Origin of the sequence: Marinobacter sp. EN3, assembly GCF_000475315.1 — a bacterium.
In the GTDB taxonomy this organism is placed as follows: domain Bacteria; phylum Pseudomonadota; class Gammaproteobacteria; order Pseudomonadales; family Oleiphilaceae; genus Marinobacter; species Marinobacter nauticus.
In genome coordinates this window covers 528,394-549,422 of the sequence record NZ_AXCC01000001.1, presented here as the reverse complement: position 1 = coordinate 549,422, position 21,029 = coordinate 528,394, and the positions used below count along the sequence as shown (strand labels likewise).

Annotated in this window: 22 protein-coding genes; 12 read left to right on the top strand and 10 right to left on the bottom strand. The window is 57.8% G+C overall.

Going from position 1 to position 21,029, the window contains the following annotated elements:
* Window positions 1–2: 2 nt before the first annotated feature.
* The 6 genes from Q675_RS38270 to Q675_RS22025 all read left to right on the top strand — a co-directional run bounded on the left by Q675_RS38270 (window position 3) and on the right by Q675_RS22025 (window position 7,551).
* Complete coding sequence (locus Q675_RS38270; RefSeq protein ID WP_023010511.1) at window positions 3–1,769, top strand: hypothetical protein; 1,767 nt, start codon at window positions 3–5, stop codon at window positions 1,767–1,769.
* A 9-nt stretch (window positions 1,770–1,778) separates the two neighbouring features.
* Window positions 1,779–3,350 (top strand): hypothetical protein, encoded by a 1,572-nt coding sequence (locus Q675_RS38265; RefSeq protein WP_023010510.1) that lies wholly within the window; start codon window positions 1,779–1,781, stop codon window positions 3,348–3,350.
* Window positions 3,351–3,362: 12 nt separating this feature from the next.
* Entirely contained in the window at window positions 3,363–4,559 is a 1,197-nt protein-coding gene (locus Q675_RS37670; protein ID WP_023010509.1) for a hypothetical protein, read from the top strand.
* A gap of 321 nt (window positions 4,560–4,880) precedes the next feature.
* On the top strand, window positions 4,881–5,288 hold the full coding sequence (locus Q675_RS22030) for a hypothetical protein (RefSeq protein ID WP_023010507.1): 408 nt from the start codon (window positions 4,881–4,883) through the stop codon (window positions 5,286–5,288).
* A 3-nt stretch (window positions 5,289–5,291) separates the two neighbouring features.
* Window positions 5,292–7,337 carry a hypothetical protein gene (locus Q675_RS37665; protein ID WP_023010506.1) on the top strand — a complete coding sequence of 682 codons (2,046 nt, stop codon included), beginning with the start codon at window positions 5,292–5,294 and terminating at the stop codon, window positions 7,335–7,337.
* Window positions 7,330–7,551 carry a hypothetical protein gene (locus tag Q675_RS22025; protein WP_023010505.1) on the top strand — a complete coding sequence of 74 codons (222 nt, stop codon included), beginning with the start codon at window positions 7,330–7,332 and terminating at the stop codon, window positions 7,549–7,551. Before Q675_RS37665 ends, Q675_RS22025 begins: the two co-directional genes overlap by 8 nt.
* Window positions 7,552–7,553: 2 nt before the next feature.
* On the opposite strand, the gene Q675_RS22020 is transcribed toward Q675_RS22025, so the two are convergent.
* Both Q675_RS22020 and Q675_RS22015 read right to left on the bottom strand, forming a co-directional pair.
* A complete protein-coding gene (locus Q675_RS22020) occupies window positions 7,554–8,081 on the bottom strand; it encodes a recombinase family protein (protein ID WP_023010504.1) in 528 nt (175 codons plus the stop codon).
* A gap of 33 nt (window positions 8,082–8,114) precedes the next feature.
* On the bottom strand, window positions 8,115–8,624 hold the full coding sequence (locus Q675_RS22015) for a DUF4124 domain-containing protein (RefSeq protein WP_023010503.1): 510 nt from the start codon (window positions 8,622–8,624) through the stop codon (window positions 8,115–8,117).
* A gap of 573 nt (window positions 8,625–9,197) precedes the next feature.
* Between Q675_RS22015 and Q675_RS22010 the strand changes: the two genes are divergently transcribed.
* Genes Q675_RS22010 through Q675_RS22000 form a run of 3 tightly spaced genes read left to right on the top strand, consistent with a single transcriptional unit; the run spans window position 9,198 to window position 11,328 of the window.
* Window positions 9,198–10,730 (top strand): YdbH domain-containing protein, encoded by a 1,533-nt coding sequence (locus Q675_RS22010; RefSeq protein ID WP_031210984.1) that lies wholly within the window; start codon window positions 9,198–9,200, stop codon window positions 10,728–10,730.
* Window positions 10,727–10,942, top strand: a complete 216-nt coding sequence (locus Q675_RS22005) for a YnbE family lipoprotein (RefSeq protein ID WP_011785390.1) — start codon at window positions 10,727–10,729, stop codon at window positions 10,940–10,942. Before Q675_RS22010 ends, Q675_RS22005 begins: the two co-directional genes overlap by 4 nt.
* Window positions 10,943–10,983: 41 nt before the next feature.
* A complete protein-coding gene (locus Q675_RS22000) occupies window positions 10,984–11,328 on the top strand; it encodes a YdbL family protein (RefSeq protein WP_023010501.1) in 345 nt (114 codons plus the stop codon).
* Window positions 11,329–11,331: 3 nt separating this feature from the next.
* On the opposite strand, the gene Q675_RS21995 is transcribed toward Q675_RS22000, so the two are convergent.
* On the bottom strand, window positions 11,332–11,964 hold the full coding sequence (locus Q675_RS21995) for an HPP family protein (protein ID WP_023010500.1): 633 nt from the start codon (window positions 11,962–11,964) through the stop codon (window positions 11,332–11,334).
* Window positions 11,965–12,174: 210 nt separating this feature from the next.
* Here Q675_RS21995 and Q675_RS21990 point away from each other — a divergent pair, with 210 nt between their 5' ends.
* Entirely contained in the window at window positions 12,175–13,089 is a 915-nt protein-coding gene (locus Q675_RS21990) for an ROK family protein (RefSeq protein WP_023010499.1), read from the top strand.
* Window position 13,090: 1 nt separating this feature from the next.
* On the opposite strand, the gene Q675_RS21985 is transcribed toward Q675_RS21990, so the two are convergent.
* Window positions 13,091–13,942 (bottom strand): DUF3883 domain-containing protein, encoded by an 852-nt coding sequence (locus tag Q675_RS21985; protein ID WP_023010498.1) that lies wholly within the window; start codon window positions 13,940–13,942, stop codon window positions 13,091–13,093.
* A gap of 144 nt (window positions 13,943–14,086) precedes the next feature.
* Between Q675_RS21985 and Q675_RS21980 the strand changes: the two genes are divergently transcribed.
* Complete coding sequence (locus Q675_RS21980; RefSeq protein ID WP_023010497.1) at window positions 14,087–14,698, top strand: class I SAM-dependent methyltransferase; 612 nt, start codon at window positions 14,087–14,089, stop codon at window positions 14,696–14,698.
* On the opposite strand, the gene Q675_RS21975 is transcribed toward Q675_RS21980, so the two are convergent.
* From Q675_RS21975 to Q675_RS21965, 3 genes are all read right to left on the bottom strand, one after another.
* Window positions 14,695–15,747 (bottom strand): NAD(P)H-dependent flavin oxidoreductase, encoded by a 1,053-nt coding sequence (locus Q675_RS21975; RefSeq protein WP_023010496.1) that lies wholly within the window; start codon window positions 15,745–15,747, stop codon window positions 14,695–14,697. The two genes, Q675_RS21980 and Q675_RS21975, sit on opposite strands and share 4 nt — an antisense overlap.
* A 37-nt stretch (window positions 15,748–15,784) precedes the next feature.
* On the bottom strand, window positions 15,785–16,525 hold the full coding sequence (locus tag Q675_RS21970) for a hypothetical protein (RefSeq protein WP_023010495.1): 741 nt from the start codon (window positions 16,523–16,525) through the stop codon (window positions 15,785–15,787).
* 76 nt (window positions 16,526–16,601) lie between these two features.
* Window positions 16,602–17,042, bottom strand: coding sequence for a methylglyoxal synthase (locus Q675_RS21965; RefSeq protein WP_023010494.1), 441 nt, complete (start codon window positions 17,040–17,042; stop codon window positions 16,602–16,604).
* A gap of 207 nt (window positions 17,043–17,249) precedes the next feature.
* Here Q675_RS21965 and Q675_RS21960 point away from each other — a divergent pair, with 207 nt between their 5' ends.
* The gene (locus Q675_RS21960) at window positions 17,250–18,053 is read left to right on the top strand and encodes an SDR family oxidoreductase (RefSeq protein WP_023010493.1); all 804 of its coding nucleotides are present in this window, start codon (window positions 17,250–17,252) and stop codon (window positions 18,051–18,053) included.
* A 66-nt stretch (window positions 18,054–18,119) separates the two neighbouring features.
* On the opposite strand, the gene Q675_RS21955 is transcribed toward Q675_RS21960, so the two are convergent.
* The 3 genes from Q675_RS21955 to Q675_RS21945 are packed head-to-tail and all read right to left on the bottom strand — an operon-like array spanning window position 18,120 to window position 20,909.
* Window positions 18,120–19,292, bottom strand: coding sequence for a trans-sulfuration enzyme family protein (locus Q675_RS21955; RefSeq protein ID WP_023010492.1), 1,173 nt, complete (start codon window positions 19,290–19,292; stop codon window positions 18,120–18,122).
* A gap of 56 nt (window positions 19,293–19,348) precedes the next feature.
* Window positions 19,349–20,659, bottom strand: coding sequence for a type II toxin-antitoxin system HipA family toxin (locus tag Q675_RS21950; RefSeq protein ID WP_023010491.1), 1,311 nt, complete (start codon window positions 20,657–20,659; stop codon window positions 19,349–19,351).
* Window position 20,660: 1 nt separating this feature from the next.
* A complete protein-coding gene (locus Q675_RS21945) occupies window positions 20,661–20,909 on the bottom strand; it encodes a helix-turn-helix domain-containing protein (protein WP_031210983.1) in 249 nt (82 codons plus the stop codon).
* Between the last annotated feature and the right edge of the window lie 120 nt (window positions 20,910–21,029).

The window sequence follows — 21,029 nt, the reverse complement described above, 5'->3', positions numbered from 1 at the left end:
CCATGCCGATTCAAGAAGACAACATCAAGTTCCTCGCCAGTCAGGTGATGGATGACGTGCCGGAGGGCGGCGGGGCTGCCACTGGTAACGAAATCCCGGACGGCGTGATGAATAACGTGTTCGAGGATATCAGCGACCTCGACCGTGCCATGGGCCGGTTCAATCTGAGGAAGCTGTTTCTGGCGGTCCGTACCCTGAGCACGGATCTGTTCGGTGGTGCGAAGACGGTGGTGACTGCTCTGCCGGAAGACCCGGCGATCGGCTACACCCTTTTCAGCACGGATGACCCGTTTGATACCCGGGAACAGGCCGCAAACCGGGTGGAGGCATACCTGTTCAAGGGGCCAATGTGGCACGGGGCGCTGTATGAAAACCACATTGAGGGGATGAGGCAGATCCGGATCATCCAGCGCGACGAAACCACCACCCTGCCGCCGCGCGGTAAAACGCTCTGTCTGGTGCAGAACGAAGGCCAGCCAGATCAAAAGGAACAGTACGTGCGCGTTACCGAAGTCAGCGCGGAAATGCAGACTTTCACCGACCCTCAGAGTGGCCAGGATTACCAGCGCCTGATCGTCTCGCTCGATCTGTCCGACGCTCTGCGTTTCGATTTCACTGGCCATCAGGTCAACAAAAACGACAGCTACGACTACAACACCGGCGCGCGCCTGCGGGATACGACGGTAGCAGATGCGACCCGTTACTTTGGAGCGCAACCGCTGACCTCTGCAGCCAGCATTGGAGACTTGAAATTAAAAGCGGCCAGCATGTTCACCCAACTGGTGCCCGCCGCCCAAAGCGAGGAACCGCTGGCAAACCAGCGCCTGAATCCGGAACTGGTGCAAACCATCGATGCTGGCACCCGGGATGTGGATGTTGCCCAGCAGGCTCATACCGTGGCACGGAACGTAACGGCGGAGAACCGGCGTTACAACTGGATTGAAACCCTGAGCCCGGTACCGGCCCCCAATGCGTTTTCCATCAGCTACATGGCACAGGGCAACTGGTACACGCTGACCGACGATGGTGAGGGTGCGGTTTCCGGATCGGATCCCGGGTTCGGTACCGGCACCATCGACTATGTGACCGGCAACGTGAGCCTGACAACCGGTGCATTGCCGGATGCCGGGAGCCAGATCATCTACACCTACGGCTCCCGCGTGCATTACGAAGTGCGCAGCGGTAGTGACTCGCTGGCGATCAGCCAGGCAACCATCCCGATCCAGCTGGACCACAACCCTTTACTGGGTGGCAGCCTGGCCCTGAGCTGGGCTGCTGGATCCGATACGTTGACGGCCGTGGGTGATACCGACGGCAACATCACAGGTGATGCCACGGGCTATATCGATCCGAACAGTGGCGAGGGGGAAATCCACGTCACGCGCCTGCCGAACCGGGGCAGTGATCTGACGATCAATTACAACTGGTACGAGGCGGACGATCCCGGTGCCAGCGTTTACAAACGGCAGGAGCCTGTGCCTACCGGCAGTACCATCACCCTGCCGGATACGCCGACAGCGGGCAGCCTAGCTCTGGAACTGACGATCACCGATCCCCGGAAGGGGGGAAAGGTGAAGGTGATCGCCCGAGATCGCAGTGGCGACTTGGTTGTGCCTGAGCAAGAAGCGCGAAATACAAGTGCCTACCGAGTAGATACGGAGCAGGTTATCGGTACGGTCAGTGGCGACACAGTGACCATCACCACCATGGATATTCAGGTCAAGCGCAACGTATGGCTTGGTTCCACATTCGCCGCGGGCAGCGCATAAGGGGGAAGCATGCAGATCGATATTACCGAAGACGCGCTGGCCAGCTATCGGGTGGACGGCGTTACCACAAACAGCCAGGCCGGCAGCACCGTGAAGCCGATTGACACTGTCCGGGTGGGACTGGCACCGGGTGTAACCGACATCATCGTGCCGGATTCCGTGCGCTTTGTGCTGGGTGGCAAGAGCTATGACGATCGGGCGGGGGATATCGTCACCGACATCGATCCGCAAACTGGCAGCGGCCTCGCTGCCGGTACCGTGGACTACGATGCCCGGCTGGCAGACCTGACATTCTGGGAGGATGGCGAGCCGGTAGCCCTGGACGTGACCAGCCTGCTGACCGTCTATGGCGAGTGGACAGCGACCGAAGGGTTTTTCCGCACTCCCAGTGCGCCGCTGAAACCGGAGTCCCTGCAGATTGTGGCGACCACGGAAGATGGTGAACAGATCATCGCTACTGCTGACCAAGATGGCAATTTCGTCCACGAGTGGTTGCAGGGTGCCGTGAATTACACCTTCGGTACCGCTGCCGTCACCTTCGGCAAGCTGGTACCGGATAGCAGTCTGACCGCGGACGAGAAAGAAGAGTGGTGGTATGACCCCAATGACGTTGACGGGGAGGGCAACATCTACAAGCCGCGCCCAATGATCACCAGCACCCTGCGCTATAACGCCGTGGCGTTCTCCTATATCCCGCTGGATGCCAGCATTGTGGGCATTGATGCCGTGCGCCTGCCGGCAGACGGCCGCGTGCCCATATACCGGCCCGGTGATGTGGTGATGGTGATGCACCCGCAGGATACAGCTCCCCAGACCGTTGCCAACGGCGATACCATCGCCACCCGCCCGCGCGTCGGCTGGGTTCGTGTCATGGATGCCAACGGGGAGCAAGTAACCGAGGGCTACAGCCTGGACCGCGCCACCGGAACCGTGACCTTCGACGACACCACCGGCATCGCCATGCCCGTCACCGTGCGCCATACCGTGGGCGATCTGCGCCTGGTGACCGACGTACAAATCACCGGCGATATAACCCTAAGCCGGCCGCTAACGCACAACTACCCAGCCCAGGAATCCATCGTCGCGAGCTGCCTGATTCATGGAGACCGGCGCGCACGGGTATCCGCAACATGGGATGAGCAGACCTGGAGCGGCACCTGGCAGGACACCATCGAGGGCGACGAGGCCACCGCCAGCCTAAACACCATTGCGCACCCAATCACCGTCACCAACGAGGGGGCGGAAACTGAACGCTGGGTGTTGCGCTTCACCAGCAGCACCAACGTCGAGCTGATCGGCCAGCGCGTGGGCCTGGTGTATAGCGGATCCTTCACCGAGGACATAGCGCCGATCAACCCCCGCACCCGAGAGAGCGACGGCAGCGGCGGCGTGCCGTACCTGACCATCCCGGTCGCGGCCAACGGCGGCGGCTGGAGCACTGGCAATGTTGTGCGTATTAACACGGTCGGCGCTCTGGCAGACTTCTGGATGGCGCGGGCGATCCAGCAATCCGACGAGCCGCTGGACGATGGCGCTGACGGCTGCGAAATCCACGCCCTCGGCAACATCGACAGACCGTAAAGGAGCAAGACTATGGCAGTGAACGAAAACAGCACCGTGCGATGGTTTCACAGTGATATGCCAGGGGCACCGCAGTTCGACGCAACCCCCGGCGAACTAATCAGGATTCTCGACGCTTGCCTGATCGACGGCTTCGGAACCAAGTCCCCGGACGGGAACAAGATCACGATCAGCAACGGCGTGGCGACGGTTGAATTCAGCAGCGGCCACGGCTTTGAAAAACACACTGTCATTGAGATTGAAGGGGCGACCCCGGCAAACCTGAGCGATGTTTGGCGCGTCACCAGCACAACCGCCACTACCTTCACCTTTGACTGTCCCGGCATTCCTGACGGCAACGCAACGGGTAGCATCACGGTCAAAATGGCCACCCCCGGATATTGGGAAAAAACATTCGACGATGGGGTCAGCACTGCCGCCTTTCGTTCTATACATCCAGACAGCTCGGGCTGCTTTCTGAAGATAGAGGATTCCGACACGGGAAGTGATGCTCACACGGTAGTGCAAGGCTATAAAACGATGAGCGATTTAAACACCGGAACCTCCCCGTTTCCTGCAGAAACAGATTATTGCGGTTGGATGAAATATGAATTCCTATCCCAAATAACCAATGGCCGATTGAAGTGGTTTGTTGCCTGCGACGAGCGGTTTTTCATGTTATTGATTACAAACACAGGAACAGACGACACATTTTATTATGCGACTCCGTATCTGTTTGGTGACTTGCGGAATACGGCTATCACCGATCAGTTCCCTTGCGTTCTGACCGGGCATGAAAGATCGTTCGCGGACTCACCGACTGACTATTACAGTATCAACCGTATAGAAAACGCAAATTCTACTCAGGGCCTTAACATCGCAGACAACGCTGCCGGATTGTCAGGAGCTCAACAGTGGCTTTTGGCAGGACACTCCATAGCAGACGGCTCATCATGGGGTCAGGGAGATGACTACCCATCAACAATATCCAATGGTTACGTGTTTGCAGATGTGATTTTTGTTCTTTCCAGTGTAAGCGGCCCGATCCGGGGCATGCTCCCGGGGATCATGCAGTCTTTGGTGGCCTCAGATCAGGTTATTGGTGAACCCAATGGTAAAGGTCTGGCTATGGTGGTGGTTGAGCCGTCCCATACGTACAGCAAGCCGATCATGGCGGTTGGCTGGGTGAGAATCTGCGTCGGGATTGACTTATGGGGGCCGTGGCGGTGAGCAACTTACAAGTCTTTGGGCTAATAGGCGTAAACCGTTTTTCGGGAGCGGGGCGGTTGCGAGGCACAGCACTCACACAGTCAGGCGACCCCGCAGTCAGCCACAAGGTTCAAGTATTTGCAGAGTTTGCTACTTTTTCGGGGGGCAAAAGGCCCGTAGGGCTTTTACACGTAACCGCTGTGAAAACCGATCAAGGCGGGGGCTGGGATCTTCCTTTTATAGACGGAAGCAAAACCTACACAGTAATTGCCTTCGACCCAGAAGGGCAGTATGACCCAGTTATCAAAGCCGGTTTAATACCCGAGCCAATGGAGTAGCCGCATGGCCTTGACACTATCCCCCGCCCATCAGGCCGCCCGACAGGAAGCCGCGCGACTGCCCGCCCTGCAGGCCAGTTATGACCTGCTGATCGCCACTCCCGGGGAAGCGGTCGTCCAACTGTTCGATGGCGCACCAGACACGGGCACCCTGATCGCCGAGCTGGCGATGCCTGCCGATGTTCTGACCCTGGACACCGAGAACGTTCTGATCCAGACCACCACTGCCATCGAGGGGCAGGTGACGACGGCAGGCACCGCCGACAGCGCCCGGATTCTGGACGGGGCTGGCGCGTGGTGGGGCGATGCCACCGTAAGCGATGAAAATGGGGCCGGCGATATCAAGCTGCAAGATAACGCCCTGCAGGCCGGCGCGTTCGCCCGGATCACCAGTGCCACCTTTGCGGGGTAAGCCGTGATAAAGCTCCGGCTCTGGAAACAACGGCAGGACACCCCCGGGCCGGTAGACCTTCGGTTTACCCAAGACCCGGGCATCATCCTGGAGCTGCTTCGCCCGAGGGAGTCAACACCCGGGCCGGTGACGCTCCAGTTTGGCCGCTACGTGCCACCGGAATACCCGACCGTCAACGGCACCCTGAGCGCAAGCCTGCCAGGGCCCGCCCTGCCGGAGCTGACCCTGGCCGCCAACGGCGGAGCGGCCGAGCCAAGAATCACCGGCACCCTGCAGGCAACGATTCCAGCGGCGACCATCCCGGCACTGACGCTGACTGCCATCGACCAGACCCTACGCGGGGATCTGCTGGCCGCTCTGCCAGCCCCGGACGCACCCGTAAGCCTGACCGCCGGAGGTTCCCAGAACCTCGACCTGCCGGACGCAGACGGTGTAGCCGCCTCGATGCCCTCGCGGAACTTCCAAGCCAGTCAAACCAGACTGGCCACCGCCCAGCAGGAGATGGAGCGCACCCGCACCCGCGCAGAACCGATCCAGACCAGCGCCCTGCCGGTCACAAAAGGCCACAGTATCCGGCAACAGCAATCGGAAAAGCTGGAAGCCAGCCGCCGCCTGCCCGATCAGCACGGCCAGAAGCTCGACACCAGCAACCGCATCGGACACGCCGACGCGGTACGCATCCGGCGGGCCTTTACCAGCGAACACCAGCACGGCATCCGGCTGACCCGGGGCAGCGGGCAACCGCACGCGGAAACCATCAAGCTGCGAACCACATGGGCGTTGGCGGAACAGCAAGCCATACCGACCGCCGGCCACCTGACCATCCGAGCCAACCAGGGTGCCAAACTGACCCTACGGCTGGCGGTACGGCATGCACAAGCCATCGATCCTCCCCCGGGGCTAGCCACCTGGCCGCCACCTATTGACCCGGAACCGCCTGCCGAGGATCAGATCACCCTGCGGTTTTGCCGCGAGCAGGACGGCAGCACAACACTGATATTTGGTTGCCCGGATGCCAAGCCAGACCCGGGCGGCACCATCATCATCCCCATCAGGGAGATTTACACCGTGATCAACACTGTCACTCTGACCGAGCTGGACGGCACCCAAGTACCGGCAGAAAGCTTTGCAGCCAGTATTGATGCCGACAGCTGGACATGGAGCTGGAACGCCCGCATCCCGGCTGCAGCCATCAGCCAAGTGCGACCGGACAGCAGCACCCGCATCGAGCTGATGGCCACCATCAACGGGGAGCCCCTGCGTGTGCTTGTCGAGTCCATTCAGCGTGAACGACGGTTCGGTGAATCCTGGCTGCGGGTCTCCGGCCGTGGTCGTGCTGCGTTCTTGGCTGAGCCGCTGGCACCGGTCACCCAGTACACAAACGACACGGCCATGACAGCTCAGCAGGTACTGAATGAAACCATGACGACCAACGGCGTGCCGATCGGCTGGAGCCTGGACTGGCAGATAGAAGACTGGCAGATCCCTGCCGGCATCTGGTCCCACAACGGCACCTGGATCGATGCTGCGAAAAGGATTGCAGAGGCGGGCGGTGCTTATGTACAGAGCCACGACACCGATCAGGTATTGCAGATCCTGCCCCGGTACCCGATCGCGCCCTGGAACTGGGGAGATGCCACCCCGGATATCCAGTTGCCGGAAGACGTGGTGGAAGTGGAAGGCATCGAGTGGCAGGAAAAGCCGGACTATAACGCCGTCTGGGTACACGGCGGCGACCAGGGCCGGTTAGACCGGATCATCCGTGATAGCAGCGGAGGCACCAACCCGGCTCCAACGATCGTGGATGACCTGGCAACGGACGCTGCCATGACTCGCCAGCGCGGCCTTGCACTGCTGGGCGATACCGGCAAGCAAGCACGGATCAGCCTGCGGCTCCCGGTACTGCCAGAAACCGGCATGATCCGCCCTGGTACGCTGGTGGAATACCTGGAGCAGGGCACAACCCGCCGCGGCCTTGTGCGCAGCCTGAGCATCAGCCACAGCCGGCCAGAACTCTGGCAAACCATCGGAGTTGAAACCCATGAGTAACCTCTACAAACGACTATTGGGCGTGCTGCCCTCCGAGCCCAGGGACAAAGGCGAAGTGATATCCGTGCACAGTGACGGCGTAACCGTGGAACTGGTGACCGGTGCCCGGGTGCGGGTGCGCGGTACTGCGCAGGTGGGGGATCATGTGTTCATCCGGGGCAGGCAGATCGAGGGGCCTGCCCCGGCTTTGGGTGGGGTGGATCAGACGGTTTAGCGTTAGATGAGAGGCATGTGCTGTCTGACTGACTCGGCAGTCCAGCGTGGCAGGTCGTCAAACGTGGGCATAGCCTCTTCGTTCAGTTCTGCTGCTATCTGTTCAGCAGACATGCCGTCATCAGTGAGGCTTACGATGAGCTTCTTGATGGACTTTCCACGTTCGGATTCCAGAGAGACTGTGCCCGCTGGCTCTGGCTTCTCCCGTAGCTTTGATGGCGGCGTGCTGGACGGCGGGGATTGGCGCTTCTGCGTCAGATCAACAAGCTGCTGGAGAGAGTCGGCTGCACTTCGGGTATTGCCTTCGGTATCCAGAAATACCTGAATCGTTTCCGCCACTGCAATTGATGCAACCACAACGACGATCGCACCCAGAATAAGTCCTAACCCTAGCGCGTTGTTGCCTTCACCAAACAGGGTTATGAACCCGCTCAGCAGTATGAGTGCCCCGATTATGTACCCGAACAGCTTGTTCCAGGTAGCGATGATTCTTAGCGCTGGGTAATTTCGGTGTGATGATTTGGTGGCCATGAGTCCTTTCCATCCAATATGTTTGAGGGCGTTTTAGCTTTCTGCCCCTGATTCGCCCTTTTCTCTCGCCAGATCCTGAATGCGCCTTCTGTCCTCGCGGAGGCGATCAATCTCGCGGTCGATTCCATCAATCTCCGACTGGAAGCGCTCTCGCAATACGTTGGCCTCTTGCGCCAGTGCGCCTTCCCAAGTTGCTCCGGCCAGGTTGTCGTTAGCGTAGGATTTTTGCCGCTGGTATCTGAGTAGCGCCTGATCCATCGCCCGCTTGGCATCTTCCTTCTGATTTTGCAAGTCGGATATTCGACGATCAATGCGCTCTATCTTTGACTTTGTCTCCCTGCCTTCCAGAAAATCCTGGGCTCCTTTGTTTACCATGGGTCCGGTTCCACTGCGGGCAGGGGCTTTCACTTCGATTTCTTTTGCATCGCTGCCACACGGGCGATCTGAGAACACCGTTTGACCATTAACCTTGCACTGATAAACGGCAGCCTGAGCCATCAAGGGCATTGCGATCGCAAATGTGAGAATAGTCCTTTTTATCATTGTCACCTCCGGTAAGCACACCTTTAGCTTATTACCGAATAGTGAATAAAAAAAGGGGCCAGTTGGCCCCTAAAATTCTCAGGAACAGCGCTCTCACTGAAGTCACACCACTGGGCAGGTGTCGCGTTTGCCAGGCATCCTTGCCGGCGTTGGGTGTTCACTCACCCGGTGCGAAAGCTTACCAACTCGACCCACTGCGAGTAGTAGAAAAGGCTTATTGCTGTGTGAGAGATCTGCCATGTGTGGCTTGAGGGTGGACGTAGCTGAAAGGGTAGGGGGCGGGTGAATTTCGCCCTGAGGGTGCTCCTATAGTGCTCCAAAGATCTTTAAAGAATGCTTATCTTATTGTTCTATATAGTTAAATAAGATTTGTGGCCCCAATCCATCATGGGAGCGACGCAGAAGCGACGGGACAGGGCCTTTGAGGTGGCTTGTTCAGAAGTCATCGTATTCCGGATACAGAAAAATTCGGAGTGGAGTCTAACACGAAATATGATCAGCCCTGCCTCCGTAGTATCCTAAATCCGGCTCTCTATACCTGCATGGAGTAATCCAATTTATCGGAACGACTGGATGATACTGCCACCGCCAAGATCCCCAGCCAGCTTCTTTCGGGCCCTCTGGTTCTGTTTGGTTGCTGTGGTGGCTGGCGCCCTGACACTCTCTCAGGCAAATGCCACGCCATGGACGTTCTCGCTCCAGCAAGGTCGGATGGACCTGGCGCTGCCTGACTATGAAATCGCCGGCTGGAAAGCGACGGGCATTCACGCAGATATCGTCAATTCTGTTGAAGCAAGTAACAAGCAGGTCGGCGTTACCTTCCGCCCGGGGTCCCGGCTGACAATAGCCCGCATTGCCCGGCAATCCGGAAGCACCCCCGCAGAGTTAATAGATGTTCAGCTGGATCTCGCGGATACCGAGGTAGCCGTTGATCTTGGCGCCCCCGGTGCTATGCCGGAACGCACGCGCATCTCCGGAAATGTGCGCATCGACGTAGCGGAGATCCGCCACCCGAGCCTGAAGCCCCAACGCTGGTGGTTTCAGGGCGAGACGAGCGGAACGCTGGCAGATCTGAAACTTGAAGGGACGCTGAATGCCAGCTCCGGCCTGACAGCCAATCTCGTCTTGCGTAACCGGTCGGCGAGCAACTTCACTGCCGACATCCGCACGACCATGGCTGCGCAGAATGCGGGAGAGGCGCTTGCGGCCACGCTCATGAACTGGCCGGAATTGCTCTCCCTGGACAGCGGTGAACTGACACTTCAGGCAAATCTCGGGGTGGAGTCCAATGAACCGCTGACGGCGGATGCCTGGCTAGACCTTACTGACGTTTCCGGGGTAATAGACCGCACGGCGGTCACCAACCTGAACGGACGCCTGATGTTTGACCTGGAAGCGGACAGATTAATCGCCGCCCTGCGAGACATCCGGATAGGCGAAATCGACTCCGGAATCGGCATTGGGCCGATTCAGCTCCTGGCGGATTACGAAGCCAACCTGGCTGCGCCGCTCAGGGGGCAGCTTGCCGTTCAGCAGGCAACGGCCGAGTTTCTGGGTGGCCGGCTTCGCGTAGCGCCGCGCACTGTGGATCTCTCGAATCGGCCCTGGCATGTTCCCGTTGATGTCTATGATCTTTCTCTGGAACGACTGCTGCAGGTGTATCCGGCAGAGGGCTTCTCCGGCACTGGCTCATTAACGGGCAGGATTCCGGTCGCGGTGACCGACGCTGGTGTGCGAGTAGACCAGGGCGCACTAAGGGCGGTATCGCCTGGTGGCAAACTTATCATGCCGGCAGAACGCCTGCAGGCCATGCTGGGCAGCAGCGATGCCATGGAGCTGGTGGTGCAAGCTTTGCAAAACTTTCACTATTCGGTGCTGGAGAGCACGATAGACTACGATGAAGAGGGCAAGCTGGCACTCGGCCTGAGGCTGGAAGGTGAAAATCCGGATCTTCGTGGCGGGCAGCCGGTTGTGCTCAACATCAATCTTGAAGAGGATATCCCCGCCCTGTTAACCAGCCTTCAGCTGAGTGGCAGAGTGAACGAAGCCGTGACCGAAAGGGTTCGGGAACGGCTACAACAATCCGGGCAGGAGGCAGTGCCATGACAAACCTATGGCGTTGGTGCCGGCCACTGGCGGCCAGAACATTCCTGGTTTTAATGTTGCCGCTGGCGCTATTTGCGTGCACACCCACTGTGCAGATGGCGGCACCAAAAGAACCGATTACCGTCAACCTGAACGTAAAGATTCAGCACGAGATCTACGTGAAGGTGGACAAAGAAGTAGACGAACTGTTCAGCGAACAGGGGCTGTTCTGAGCGACACCGGGCAATGCCAACGGCTGACCAAGGGGTTGAATATGAAACGATTGATACAACTGGGCGCCTTTGTGTTGGCGCTCGCCGTAGCAATACCGGCGCTGGCCATGGGGCTGGAAGAAGCGAAACAGAAACTGGACACGGCTAAACAGCAGGGCCTGGTGGGGGAAACGCCAACCGGCTACCTGGACGTAGTGCGTGCAGAAGGCGATGCCCAGGCTGTGGTGAAAGCCATTAACCAGGCCCGCCGGGATGAATACACCCGCATTGCTGAAAAACACGACATTCCGGTGACACAGGTTGAGACAGTGGCCGGTCAGAAAGCCATGGAAAAAACGCCCGCAGGCCAGTTTGTGTTGATCAACGGCAAATGGGTGAAGAAGTAAGTCTCAATCGGCCGCTGGGGCCTGCTGCCGAATGGGAGCGGAACCCGTGCTGGCCGACCAGAGCGGATAGGGAATACCTGCCAGCCGGTTCATCACAAAGGCATGGGCCAACAGCAACGCCACCCCCGCCATGAGCACTGGCAACTGCGCCGGATTGGGCATCAGACCCAGGGAAACGATCAGTGCCGTGGCACCGGCCGGAGGGTGAGCAACCCGAAAAACTACCATCAGACAGCTGGTAAGCCCCAGCGATAATGCCGCCGCACCCACCCTGGGCAGATCAACACCGGTCATAAATGCCGATGCCTGCCCCTGAAGCCCGAAGATATACAGAGCCAGCAAGCCCATCAGCGCGCCGATCAGGTGCCCGCAGAGTGTATTTCTGGGAGACGCCGGTTGCGCCATGGGCACATAGAACAGAATAAAAGCCGTGGCGCCCAGGGAGGGGAAAATGAAGGCCTCCTGGGTAACCAGCGCCACAAACGACACCAAAGCAATGCTGAACCCGCCATTAACCAGGTTGAACACCGCCATCACCGTGGTACGGCTGTACTTGCTCGCCATGCGCTCCAGGTGCAGTGCCTGAACCAGGCCTTTGGTCAGTTGCCAGCGGATTTGCTCGTTCCTGCGTCCCATACTGCCTGTTCATGCCCTTATTTGGTGCGTTCAAGGGGGCGGGATGATAGGCACTGACGAATATCAAGGCAAACAGGGATTTTCGATAATGGTTAAGAGCTTGATGAATAACCTGTGCTTTTATCAGAAAGAAAACGCATAAAAATACCGGGTTCCCTTTCTGCGAATAACACCGTATTTTCTGGGAAACCGTTGAACAAAGAGTGCGGCATGGGAAGCAACTGGCTGATAGGCATTGATCTGGGAGGCACCAAAACCGAAGTCATCCTGATGGACCGGCATAGCCAGGAGCATTTTCGCCAACGCGTACCGACCAGCGTCGGCAACTATCAAGCCACCCTGCAAACCATCCACGCCTTGGTACAAAAGGCTGAAGCCCACGCCGGTACCACCGGAATACCCGTGGGCATAGGCATACCCGGCAGCGTTTCGGGCAAAACCGGCCGCATTAAAAACGCCAACTCCACCTGGCTGAACGGCCAGCCCATGCAGCAACACCTGCGTGAACTCCTGCAACGGCCCGTAACCCTGACCAACGATGCTAACTGCCTGGCGCTTTCCGAAGCCACAGACGGAGTAGGGCGCAACCACCACACGGTATTCGCCGCCATACTGGGCACGGGCTGTGGCGCCGGCATCAGCGTGAACGGCAAGCTGCTGACCGGCCCCAACGGCGTAGCCGGCGAATGGGGCCATAACCCGTTACCCTGGACACCGGAAGCCGAACTTCAAAAGCGCCCCTGCTTTTGTGGCCGGTACGGCTGCAACGAAACCTTTCTTTCCGGAACCGGGCTGTCACTCACCCACAAACTGCACACCGGACAGCAACTGCCCGCCCACAACATTGTTGAAAACGCCCGAAATGGCGACTCGCAAGCCACCGAAACCCTGCAGCAATACCTGAAGCACCTGGCCCGGGGCCTGGCCGCCGTTTTCAACGTGCTGGATCCGGACATCATTGTGCTGGGTGGCGGCATGAGTAATGCGGAACAGATCTATCGGGAACTGCCGGGAAGGCTTTCGAGCTATGTGTTTGGGGGTGAGTGTCATACGTCGATTGTGAAAGCCGCCCATGGAGATTCCAGTGGGGTGAGGGGGGCGGCTTGGTTGTCCGATTTGCTATAGGCTATCGCAACCTGCAGAGGAAATTGGCGGCATCCATATGGCAATGATCGCTGATTGAACCCTTCAATGAGAATAGCTTGGGAGATCTCCGAAATTCGAAAAGGCGGTATAGCTGAAACTGGCTTTGGAAGTCGGACGAAAACGAAACTTCATTGCGAGATGCATAAAACGGAGTTTCTTTCGCAAATGCCGTAGTTTTGACCTCAATGAATCGTTCTTTCCCAGATGTTTCGAACGATAGGATATCGTAACCCAGTCCGTCTCCCTTAGATTGAGAAACGTGTTCTATACGATTTGCTAAAGTGATTTCGCCCGCAGATCTGAGGCGATACTCTTCGTATTCAAGTACCAGTAACTCGCCCGCGTTTCCTAGAGCTGAGTTTCTGGCCTCCTGCGCAACATAGTCTCTTCGGGAGGCTGCGCGCTGTGGATGGTACGCGGATGATGGCTCCCTGATTTCTGCAGCTGTCGACGGTGCCTCAACGACAAGTCTAGAAAACTCTACTGAGCTCGGAACGGTTGCTGGCTGTTCGACAGCTGCTTGGGAGATACGATCGAATTCTGGATGTGAAGCAATCCAGTCCTCAACGTAAATCGCGAGCGCTTCTTGATAGTTACTTCTGGGTTTGTAGCCAGGTATCCAAAAGCAATTCAAATCCCGGAGTACTGCGCTAATGTTCTGGTGCTTCAGCTCAACAGCAGCATTGCTGCGATTATTGAGGTTCTCTAGTAGCTTTCGGCGGTGGGCACTTTTGTTATACCGCTGACCTGCAAGCTCGAGGGTCAACATCTTCATGTAATCTGCCACTGTAAGTGCTATTTCTTCGTTGCTCCAACGATCTGCCCTTGGCATAAAGAATCCTCTAAGACTGCAAGCTCAAGTAGGTGGAGCTATCTTGACCGAGTAATATTCATATGACAATTCGCGAAATAAAACGCTCTCAGTTATTCCAAGCCAAGCTGCTTTCTCATTGAGTCGACCGCGGAGGTCGCGTTAATGACCGTTGTTACATACAACATAAACGCCCAAAAATTCTTCACCCAATACCAGTCCCTGACCTTCGAACAGGTCCATAGCCACTGGCTCCCTCATTTGGATAATGTAACCGGCCTCGCGCTGGATGTGGGCGCCGGCAGTGGCCGCGATGCGCTGGCATTGGCGGAGCTTGGCTGGGACGTGGTGGCGGTGGAACCCGCTGCAGAGTTGCGCCGGCTGAGCGAGTCGGCAACGGCTCACCGCAGTATCCAGTGGGTGGATGATGCCCTGCCGGATCTGAGCGAGATCCGCAAACTCAGTTACCGGTTTGATCTGGTGCTAGTGTCTGCCGTTTGGATGCACCTGCCCCCCACACACCGGGAGCGGGCGTTCTGGATTCTGACTGAGCTGCTGGCGCCGTCCGGCATGCTGGTGATCACCCTGCGCCATGGGCCGGGGGATGGTGAACGGCAGTTTTATGAAGTCACCAAGGCCGAGCTGGACAGCTTTGCTCTTCGTCGCGCGGTTATGTCGGTGCCTTTGGCGGATTCACCTCGGGCCGATCAGTTAAACCGTTCCGATGTGTGGTGGGAGACCGCCGTTTACCTGGCTGCAGAAAAACCTTCCAGTTAAAGCATAAGCTGTTTCACCAACTCCCCCGCCGAAACCTCCCTGCACCCACTCACATTCTGCCCACTCCACAACGGTGAAAAATCGCCGGAGCCCGCCGCTTCAGCCGCTGCCCTGAGCGGCGCGATGGCGTTGGTTGCCAGTGGAAATGCCGGTGCGAGCTCTGATATTGGCCCGAGTTCTCGCATTATCCGGTTAACAATGCCCCGTGCAGGGCCTCCGGAAAACAGGTTTGTCAGGGCGGTATGCCTGGCCTGCGGGCTTTTGAGTGCCTGCCGGTGCAGGGGGCGGGTGGTTGCCTCGGGACACAGCATAAACGCCGTGCCAATCTGCGCTGCCGCTGCGCCAAGCTTCAACGCGGCCTGTACTCCCTCTGCAGTTGCAATGCCACCGGCCGCGATAATGGGAATGTTCACGGCGCCCACAATCTGAGGCAACAGGGCGAAGGTGCCCATCTGGGTGCTCATGTCTTTTGTAAGAAAAATTCCTCGATGACCGCCCGCTTCCAACCCTTGGGCGATAATTGCGTCTGCGCCGTGTTGTTCCAGCCAGATGGCTTCCTCCACAGTCGTGGCGGTAGAGAATATCTTTGCCCCGGCTTGCCGGACTCTATCCAGCAAAGCCGGTTCTGGTAGCCCGAAATGGAAGCTCACCACTGCCGGGCGGAAGGCTTCCACAATAGCTGCCGATTCTTCGTTGAAAGGCATGCGGCCGGGGCCGTTGCTGATGGAGGCTGGATCTATCTCGAATTCTTTGTAATAGGGCGCCAGTGCCTGCCTCCATCCGGCCTCCTGCGGGTCATTCGGGGTGGGCGGTGTATGGGCGAAAAAATTGAGGTTATAGGGGCCACCCTGGGTGGCTTCATTCAGTGCCTGAAGTTCTTTTTTCAGTGCATCGGGGCCGAGCATGGCGCAGGGCAGAGAGCCGAGGCCGCCGGCATTGGTAACTGCCGCTGCCAGGCGATAATCCTGAACGCCGGCCATCGGAGCCTGGATGACGGGTTTTTCTACGTGCAGTATGTCCAACAGTGGATGCGGCCATGATCGGGGCATAATGTGGGATCCTTAAAGGCGGTTTTCCGATGCTGAGTCAGCTTTTGCTGTGTTGATCTCGACGGAAGGACTCCAGTACTTCGGCTTTGATTCCTTCGCGTTCCAGTTGTTCGAGCACCTTGGCGAGTTGATCAGCGAGCACAGCATGTCGCTGGTTAAGGTAGTGGTAGAACGTAAAAGTCGTCACGGGCTTTCGGATCGGCTTTAGCCGATGCCAATGTTCGTTTGTCAGCGGCGATATGCCCTCAACATCCGAGACGAAAGCCACGTCAACTCTCCCTAGCTCCAGAAGGGAGCGGACCTGATCGTAATCGTCTGCAAGGATAGGCTCCATGCCGAGCTCTCTGGCTTTGTCCTCGGCGATGATGGCCCCCCGCAGTACAGATACCCGAAGAGGTTGATTCTTGGGCGAGTGTGGCAGGTCGTGGTTTTCTGTCTCCCGGACAACGGCCAGAAGTTTGCCCTGTAGAAGAGGGAACTCAACCCTGACGAGGTTGGGGTAATTCGATGCGACGGCATCAACCCGGTAGAGGTCGCCATCCAGGCCGCCATTGTCGGCCAGCAGAAGAGCGCGTTTGGTGGGCACCTCCATCACGGAGACACCGACACCCAAGCGTTGGTAGGCGATTTCCAGGATTTGCCTTGCGGCTTTCGCACTGGGCACCCCCTCAATGGCTGCCAGTCTGACTTCTGCCGGCAACCCGTTGGCCGTTGTATGGGGTGCAACGAATGCCAGAGAGGCAAGCACTGCGATCAGTAATCGACGTATTGCTTCCATAGTCTTTCCCCTCGGCTCCTTTCAAGGGTGTTCCTACATGTTAGTTCCGATCTGGACGTCTGGCTGTTTTTTTCAGTTACTGAACTTTACGACCAGTGTATTCCGAGAAGTCCGGCTTCTGTGGCTGGTGCTGGTCGTCGGTCATATAGGCGGAGGTCAGCACGAACTCTGCGGTGGCCCGGTTGCAGGCGACGGGGATGTTCCAGAGGGCGGCTATGCGCAGCAGGGCCTTGATGTCCGGGTCGTGGGGCTGAGGTTCGAGAGGGTCCCAGAAAAACACCAGCAGGTCGATTTCGCCCTCGGCAATCTTGGCGCCAATCTGTTGGTCGCCGCCCAAAGGCCCGCTCAGCAGGCAGTTGAGGTCTTTGCGCCCGAGGCTTTTACTCAGTAGCCGGCCGGTGGTACCGGTGGCGTACAAGCGCAGCGGGGCAAGCCGGGTGCGGTTTTCGTTCGCCCAGTCCACAAGTTCCTTTTTCTTGTTGTCGTGCGCCACCAGGGCAACGGATTTTACGGCCATGTTGCGTCCTTTGTTCTGTGAGAGTCCGTGAAAGGGGTAGAGTGTTTCATAAACGCGTGGCCCGGGAAATAGGACGATGGCGGCATCACACCGGCCCTCGTTGCGTCAATAGCCAAACTCGGGGCATTGGCCAGCATTGAAGGCATGGAGGATTCTGGTGGCCGGGGGTAGGCTGGCGGGATAACAACGATTTGCGGAGCATGCGGTATGAAGGGTGGTAAGGCACACAAGCATTCTGAGAAGCAGGTATACATCACCGGCGGTGCCAGTGGTATTGGCCTTGAACTGGCAAAGACTTACCTGCGTTCAGGAGCGGCGGTTACCCTGTTCGATATTCAGCCCACGGAATCCGCTGTGCAGGCGTTGGCGGCCATAGCCGGGCCGGAATCCGTTCGGGCGTTTGCCATGGACGTGACCAAACCGGGCGGAGTGAGAGAGGCCTTTGCATCCGCGGCGGAGTCTTTACCGCCAGACCTGGTTATTCATTGCGCGGGTATTGCCATTGCGGCCGATTTCGAAGCCATAGACGACGATGCCTATGCCCGGGTGATCAACATCAACCTGGTGGGCTCACGCAATGTGGTGGCTGGCGTGCTGCCCCATATGAAAGCGGGGGCGCACCTGGTGATGGTTGCTTCCATGGCCGGATTGGTGGGCTGTTACGGGTACGCCGCCTACTGTGCCTCCAAGTATGGCGTGGTGGGGCTTGCCGAGGTGTTGCGGATCGAACTGGCTAGCCGGGGCATTGATGTGTCTGTGGTGTGCCCTCCGGAAGTGGAAACGCCAATGGTGGAGGCTGAGCGCCTGAACCGCCCCAGGCAAACCGAAGCGCTGAAGCTGATGGCCGGCACCTTGCCTCTGGAAGTTGCTGTGGCGCAAATACGTAAAGGTATCGATCGCCGCCGGTTTATGATTATCCCGGGTTGGCGGGCCAGGGGGCTTTGGTTCACGAACAAGCTTTTGCCTGGCACGCTTACCCGCAAGTTTGCCGACTTTCTGGTGAGCCGCTGAAGTACCGGGGCAATCTCCTGAACATTTCAGGCCACGAAATGTCTCGGTGCTGACGCTACCCCAATCTCAGCCAAGTGCCTGGTTGAGATCGGCGATCAGGTCTTCCGCATCTTCCAGGCCAACAGACAGGCGCAGCATGCCATCGCCAATGCCCCGTTTGAGGCGCTCTTCCCGGGTCAGGCCATGATGGCTGGTGGCGCTCGGTTGGCTCACCAGGCTTTCTACGCCGCCCAGGCTGGTGGCGAGCAGAAAGACTTTCAGGGAATCCGCCACTTTTTCGGCTGCCTGCTGGCCACCTCCCACTTCAATACTGAGCATGCCGCCGAAGCCGGTCATCTGCCGTTTAGCCAGTTCGTGGCCTTCGAATGAAGGCAGGCCCGGGTAGTGTACTTTGGTGATTTTCGGGTGTTTTTCCATGGCTTGAGCTACGGCCATGGCGTTTTCGTTGTGTTGGCGGACTCGTAATGGCAGCGTGCGCAGGCTGCGGGAAAGCAGGGCAGCGGTTTCCGGGGCAATCAGCTGGCCCAGGTTCTTGCGCCAGGCAACCACGGGTTTTGCCAGGCTTGCAGAGGTCATCAGGGCACCGGCGGTCAGGTCGCTGTGGCCGCCCAGGTATTTGGTGGCGCTGTGCAAGACGAGATCTGCGCCCAGTTCCAGCGGTTTCTGGTTAATGGGGCTGGCGAAGGTATTGTCCACCGCCACCAGTGTACCTTGCTGGTGGGCCGTTTCAGCGATGGTGCGAATGTCCAGGATCGCCATGTTCGGGTTGGCCGGGGTTTCAAAATAGACAAGCTTGCCCGGTTCGGTGAGCGTTTTCGCCAGCTGGTCCTGCTCTTCACGGAACAGGAAAGTCACTGGAATCCCCAGCGCCTGGCAGTGATTCTTCAGCAGTTCCTGGGTGCCGCCATACAGATCGCCCACGCACACAATTCCGTTACGGCCATGGGCCAGAAGAGTGGCCGAAATTGCCGCCATACCGGAGGCAAACCCCAGGGCCGCTTCTGCGTTTTCCAGCCCGGCCAGTCCCTGCTCCAGTTCCTGAATGCTCGGGTTGGTGCCCCAGCGGGTGTACAGGTTGCCGTCGCTTCGCCCTTCAATCACATCCAGTAGGGCTGCCGTATTCTCAAACCGGTAGGTGGTGGTGTTGTATACCGGCGAGTAGGGGCTGCCGAAGGCATCCTTGTGGCGGCGATTGTGGATGATGCGGGTAGCGGGGCCTTGGTTGTCTGGGGTGGTCATGGTGGTTCCTGTTCGTCGCTAAATTGTATTGGATGGAGCCGCAGACATTTTGTGACTCAAAATGTCTTTTGGCCCGACAACAGTTTCTGAGCTTGTTCCCTGAGACCTGCGAAAATTGGACCGGCGACTTTGTCGGGAAACTCTGTGGGTAGTAATGCGCTGACGGATTCGATGACGCTATCAGTGTTGGCTGCCGTTTCCTGCATTATGGCTGTAGCCCGCTTTGGTGAAAAGCCGGCGGCCTTTGCCGTTGACAGGAAATGTCGGGTAAGCATTCTGCTCCAGTGGTAGTGGCGACTGCGGCCTTTTAGCGACATGGCCATTTTGATCCTTGCGGGCGGCAAGCTTCCTTTTGCCATGAGTGGAAAGGCTGATATGACATCGTAGAGTGGCGTCATTCGGTAGGCCGATTCAGGTTCAATGAACAGGCTGAAGTTCTTTGCATGTCCGTCGATGGCGGCAAGTAGCCAGAACACCAGCTGGGTTTTGAAGAAGGTTTCCCGGTCGTGACGGGCATTCTGGGAGCCTTCCAGCAGCTTCATGCATTGCTGAATGCCGGGGCCGCCATCGCTTTCGTATTTAAGGGCGGGCGCGACTCCCAATGCCTGGCACAAATCTTCCTGCGGCAAGCGCATAAGCCACGAGCCATCGCTGGACCATTTCCGGTCAAAACGTTCAACAATCAGGATACTTTTGCGACCAAAGTGCGCAATGTCCGCATTGGCGGTGGGCAGTCCAAAGGCCTTCAGAATCTGGAGACAGAGCCACTCGTTTTCGCTGCTGTCGCGCAGATCTATGTTGCTGTGCTCCAGAAAACCAATCGGTAGTTTGAATATGTGGCTGGTGGGGGTTACTCCCTGTGGAAGTTGCCACTGGTTTTGGTGCCACAATAATGCGGTTTTTTCCTGCGCACCGGCCAGAGAAATGCGGAAATCGTGATCCTTGCTCATGCCCAGAGGGGCATCTTGGTAGCCCTCCAGAAGGTGTTCGATCTCTTGGTTGCTGAGTGGTATCGCTACGGTTTGTTCAGTGGATGGAAGCGTCGTCCCATTGGGATAGAGCTGGATGGCGCCTATGCAGTCTCTGCCAACGCTGGCGAGTAGATCGAATGGATGGTTGCTGGCGACACGAAATCGGGCCTGCATACGCGTTCGAAGGGTATCGGAATCTGGTAGCAGGTTATCGAAGAAGTTATACACCCTTTCGCCTTTGTAAGGCGAAAGGGTGAGCGGTAAAGATAGTGAAATGGCACGGGCACCAGGTCGGTTTACCCACTCCCGGAGATATTGAAAGGTCATTGCTCCTGAGCGAGCCTTTTCCAGGATGCCAACTTCTATCCCGTTTAGCGCTACCAGTAGTTGTGACATTTCACCACTCCTGATCCCAACCGGACTCAGTTTGTTTTGAGTTGCGGTCACTCAAATGCAGTTCCAGGTCAAGGGCTGTAAGCAGTTTGAAAAGGGTCTCTACCCGGGATGCTTCCGGCCTGTTCTCGAATCCAGATATGGTCGCCTGCTTCACGCCAACACTATCCGCAACCGTGCTTTGGCTGAGTTGACGCTCTTTCCGGATATTCTTCAGGGCTTGCGCCAACATTTCTGGTGAAGTGATTTTCACGCCTATCCCCTGCAAAGGATTTTGTAAACATTATACCCTCGGGCGGATAAAGTCTATTTATCCTTTATCGAGGATAAGTGTTCAGAAGTTGGGCTCTCGGGTATTTGGTGGCCGGAGAAT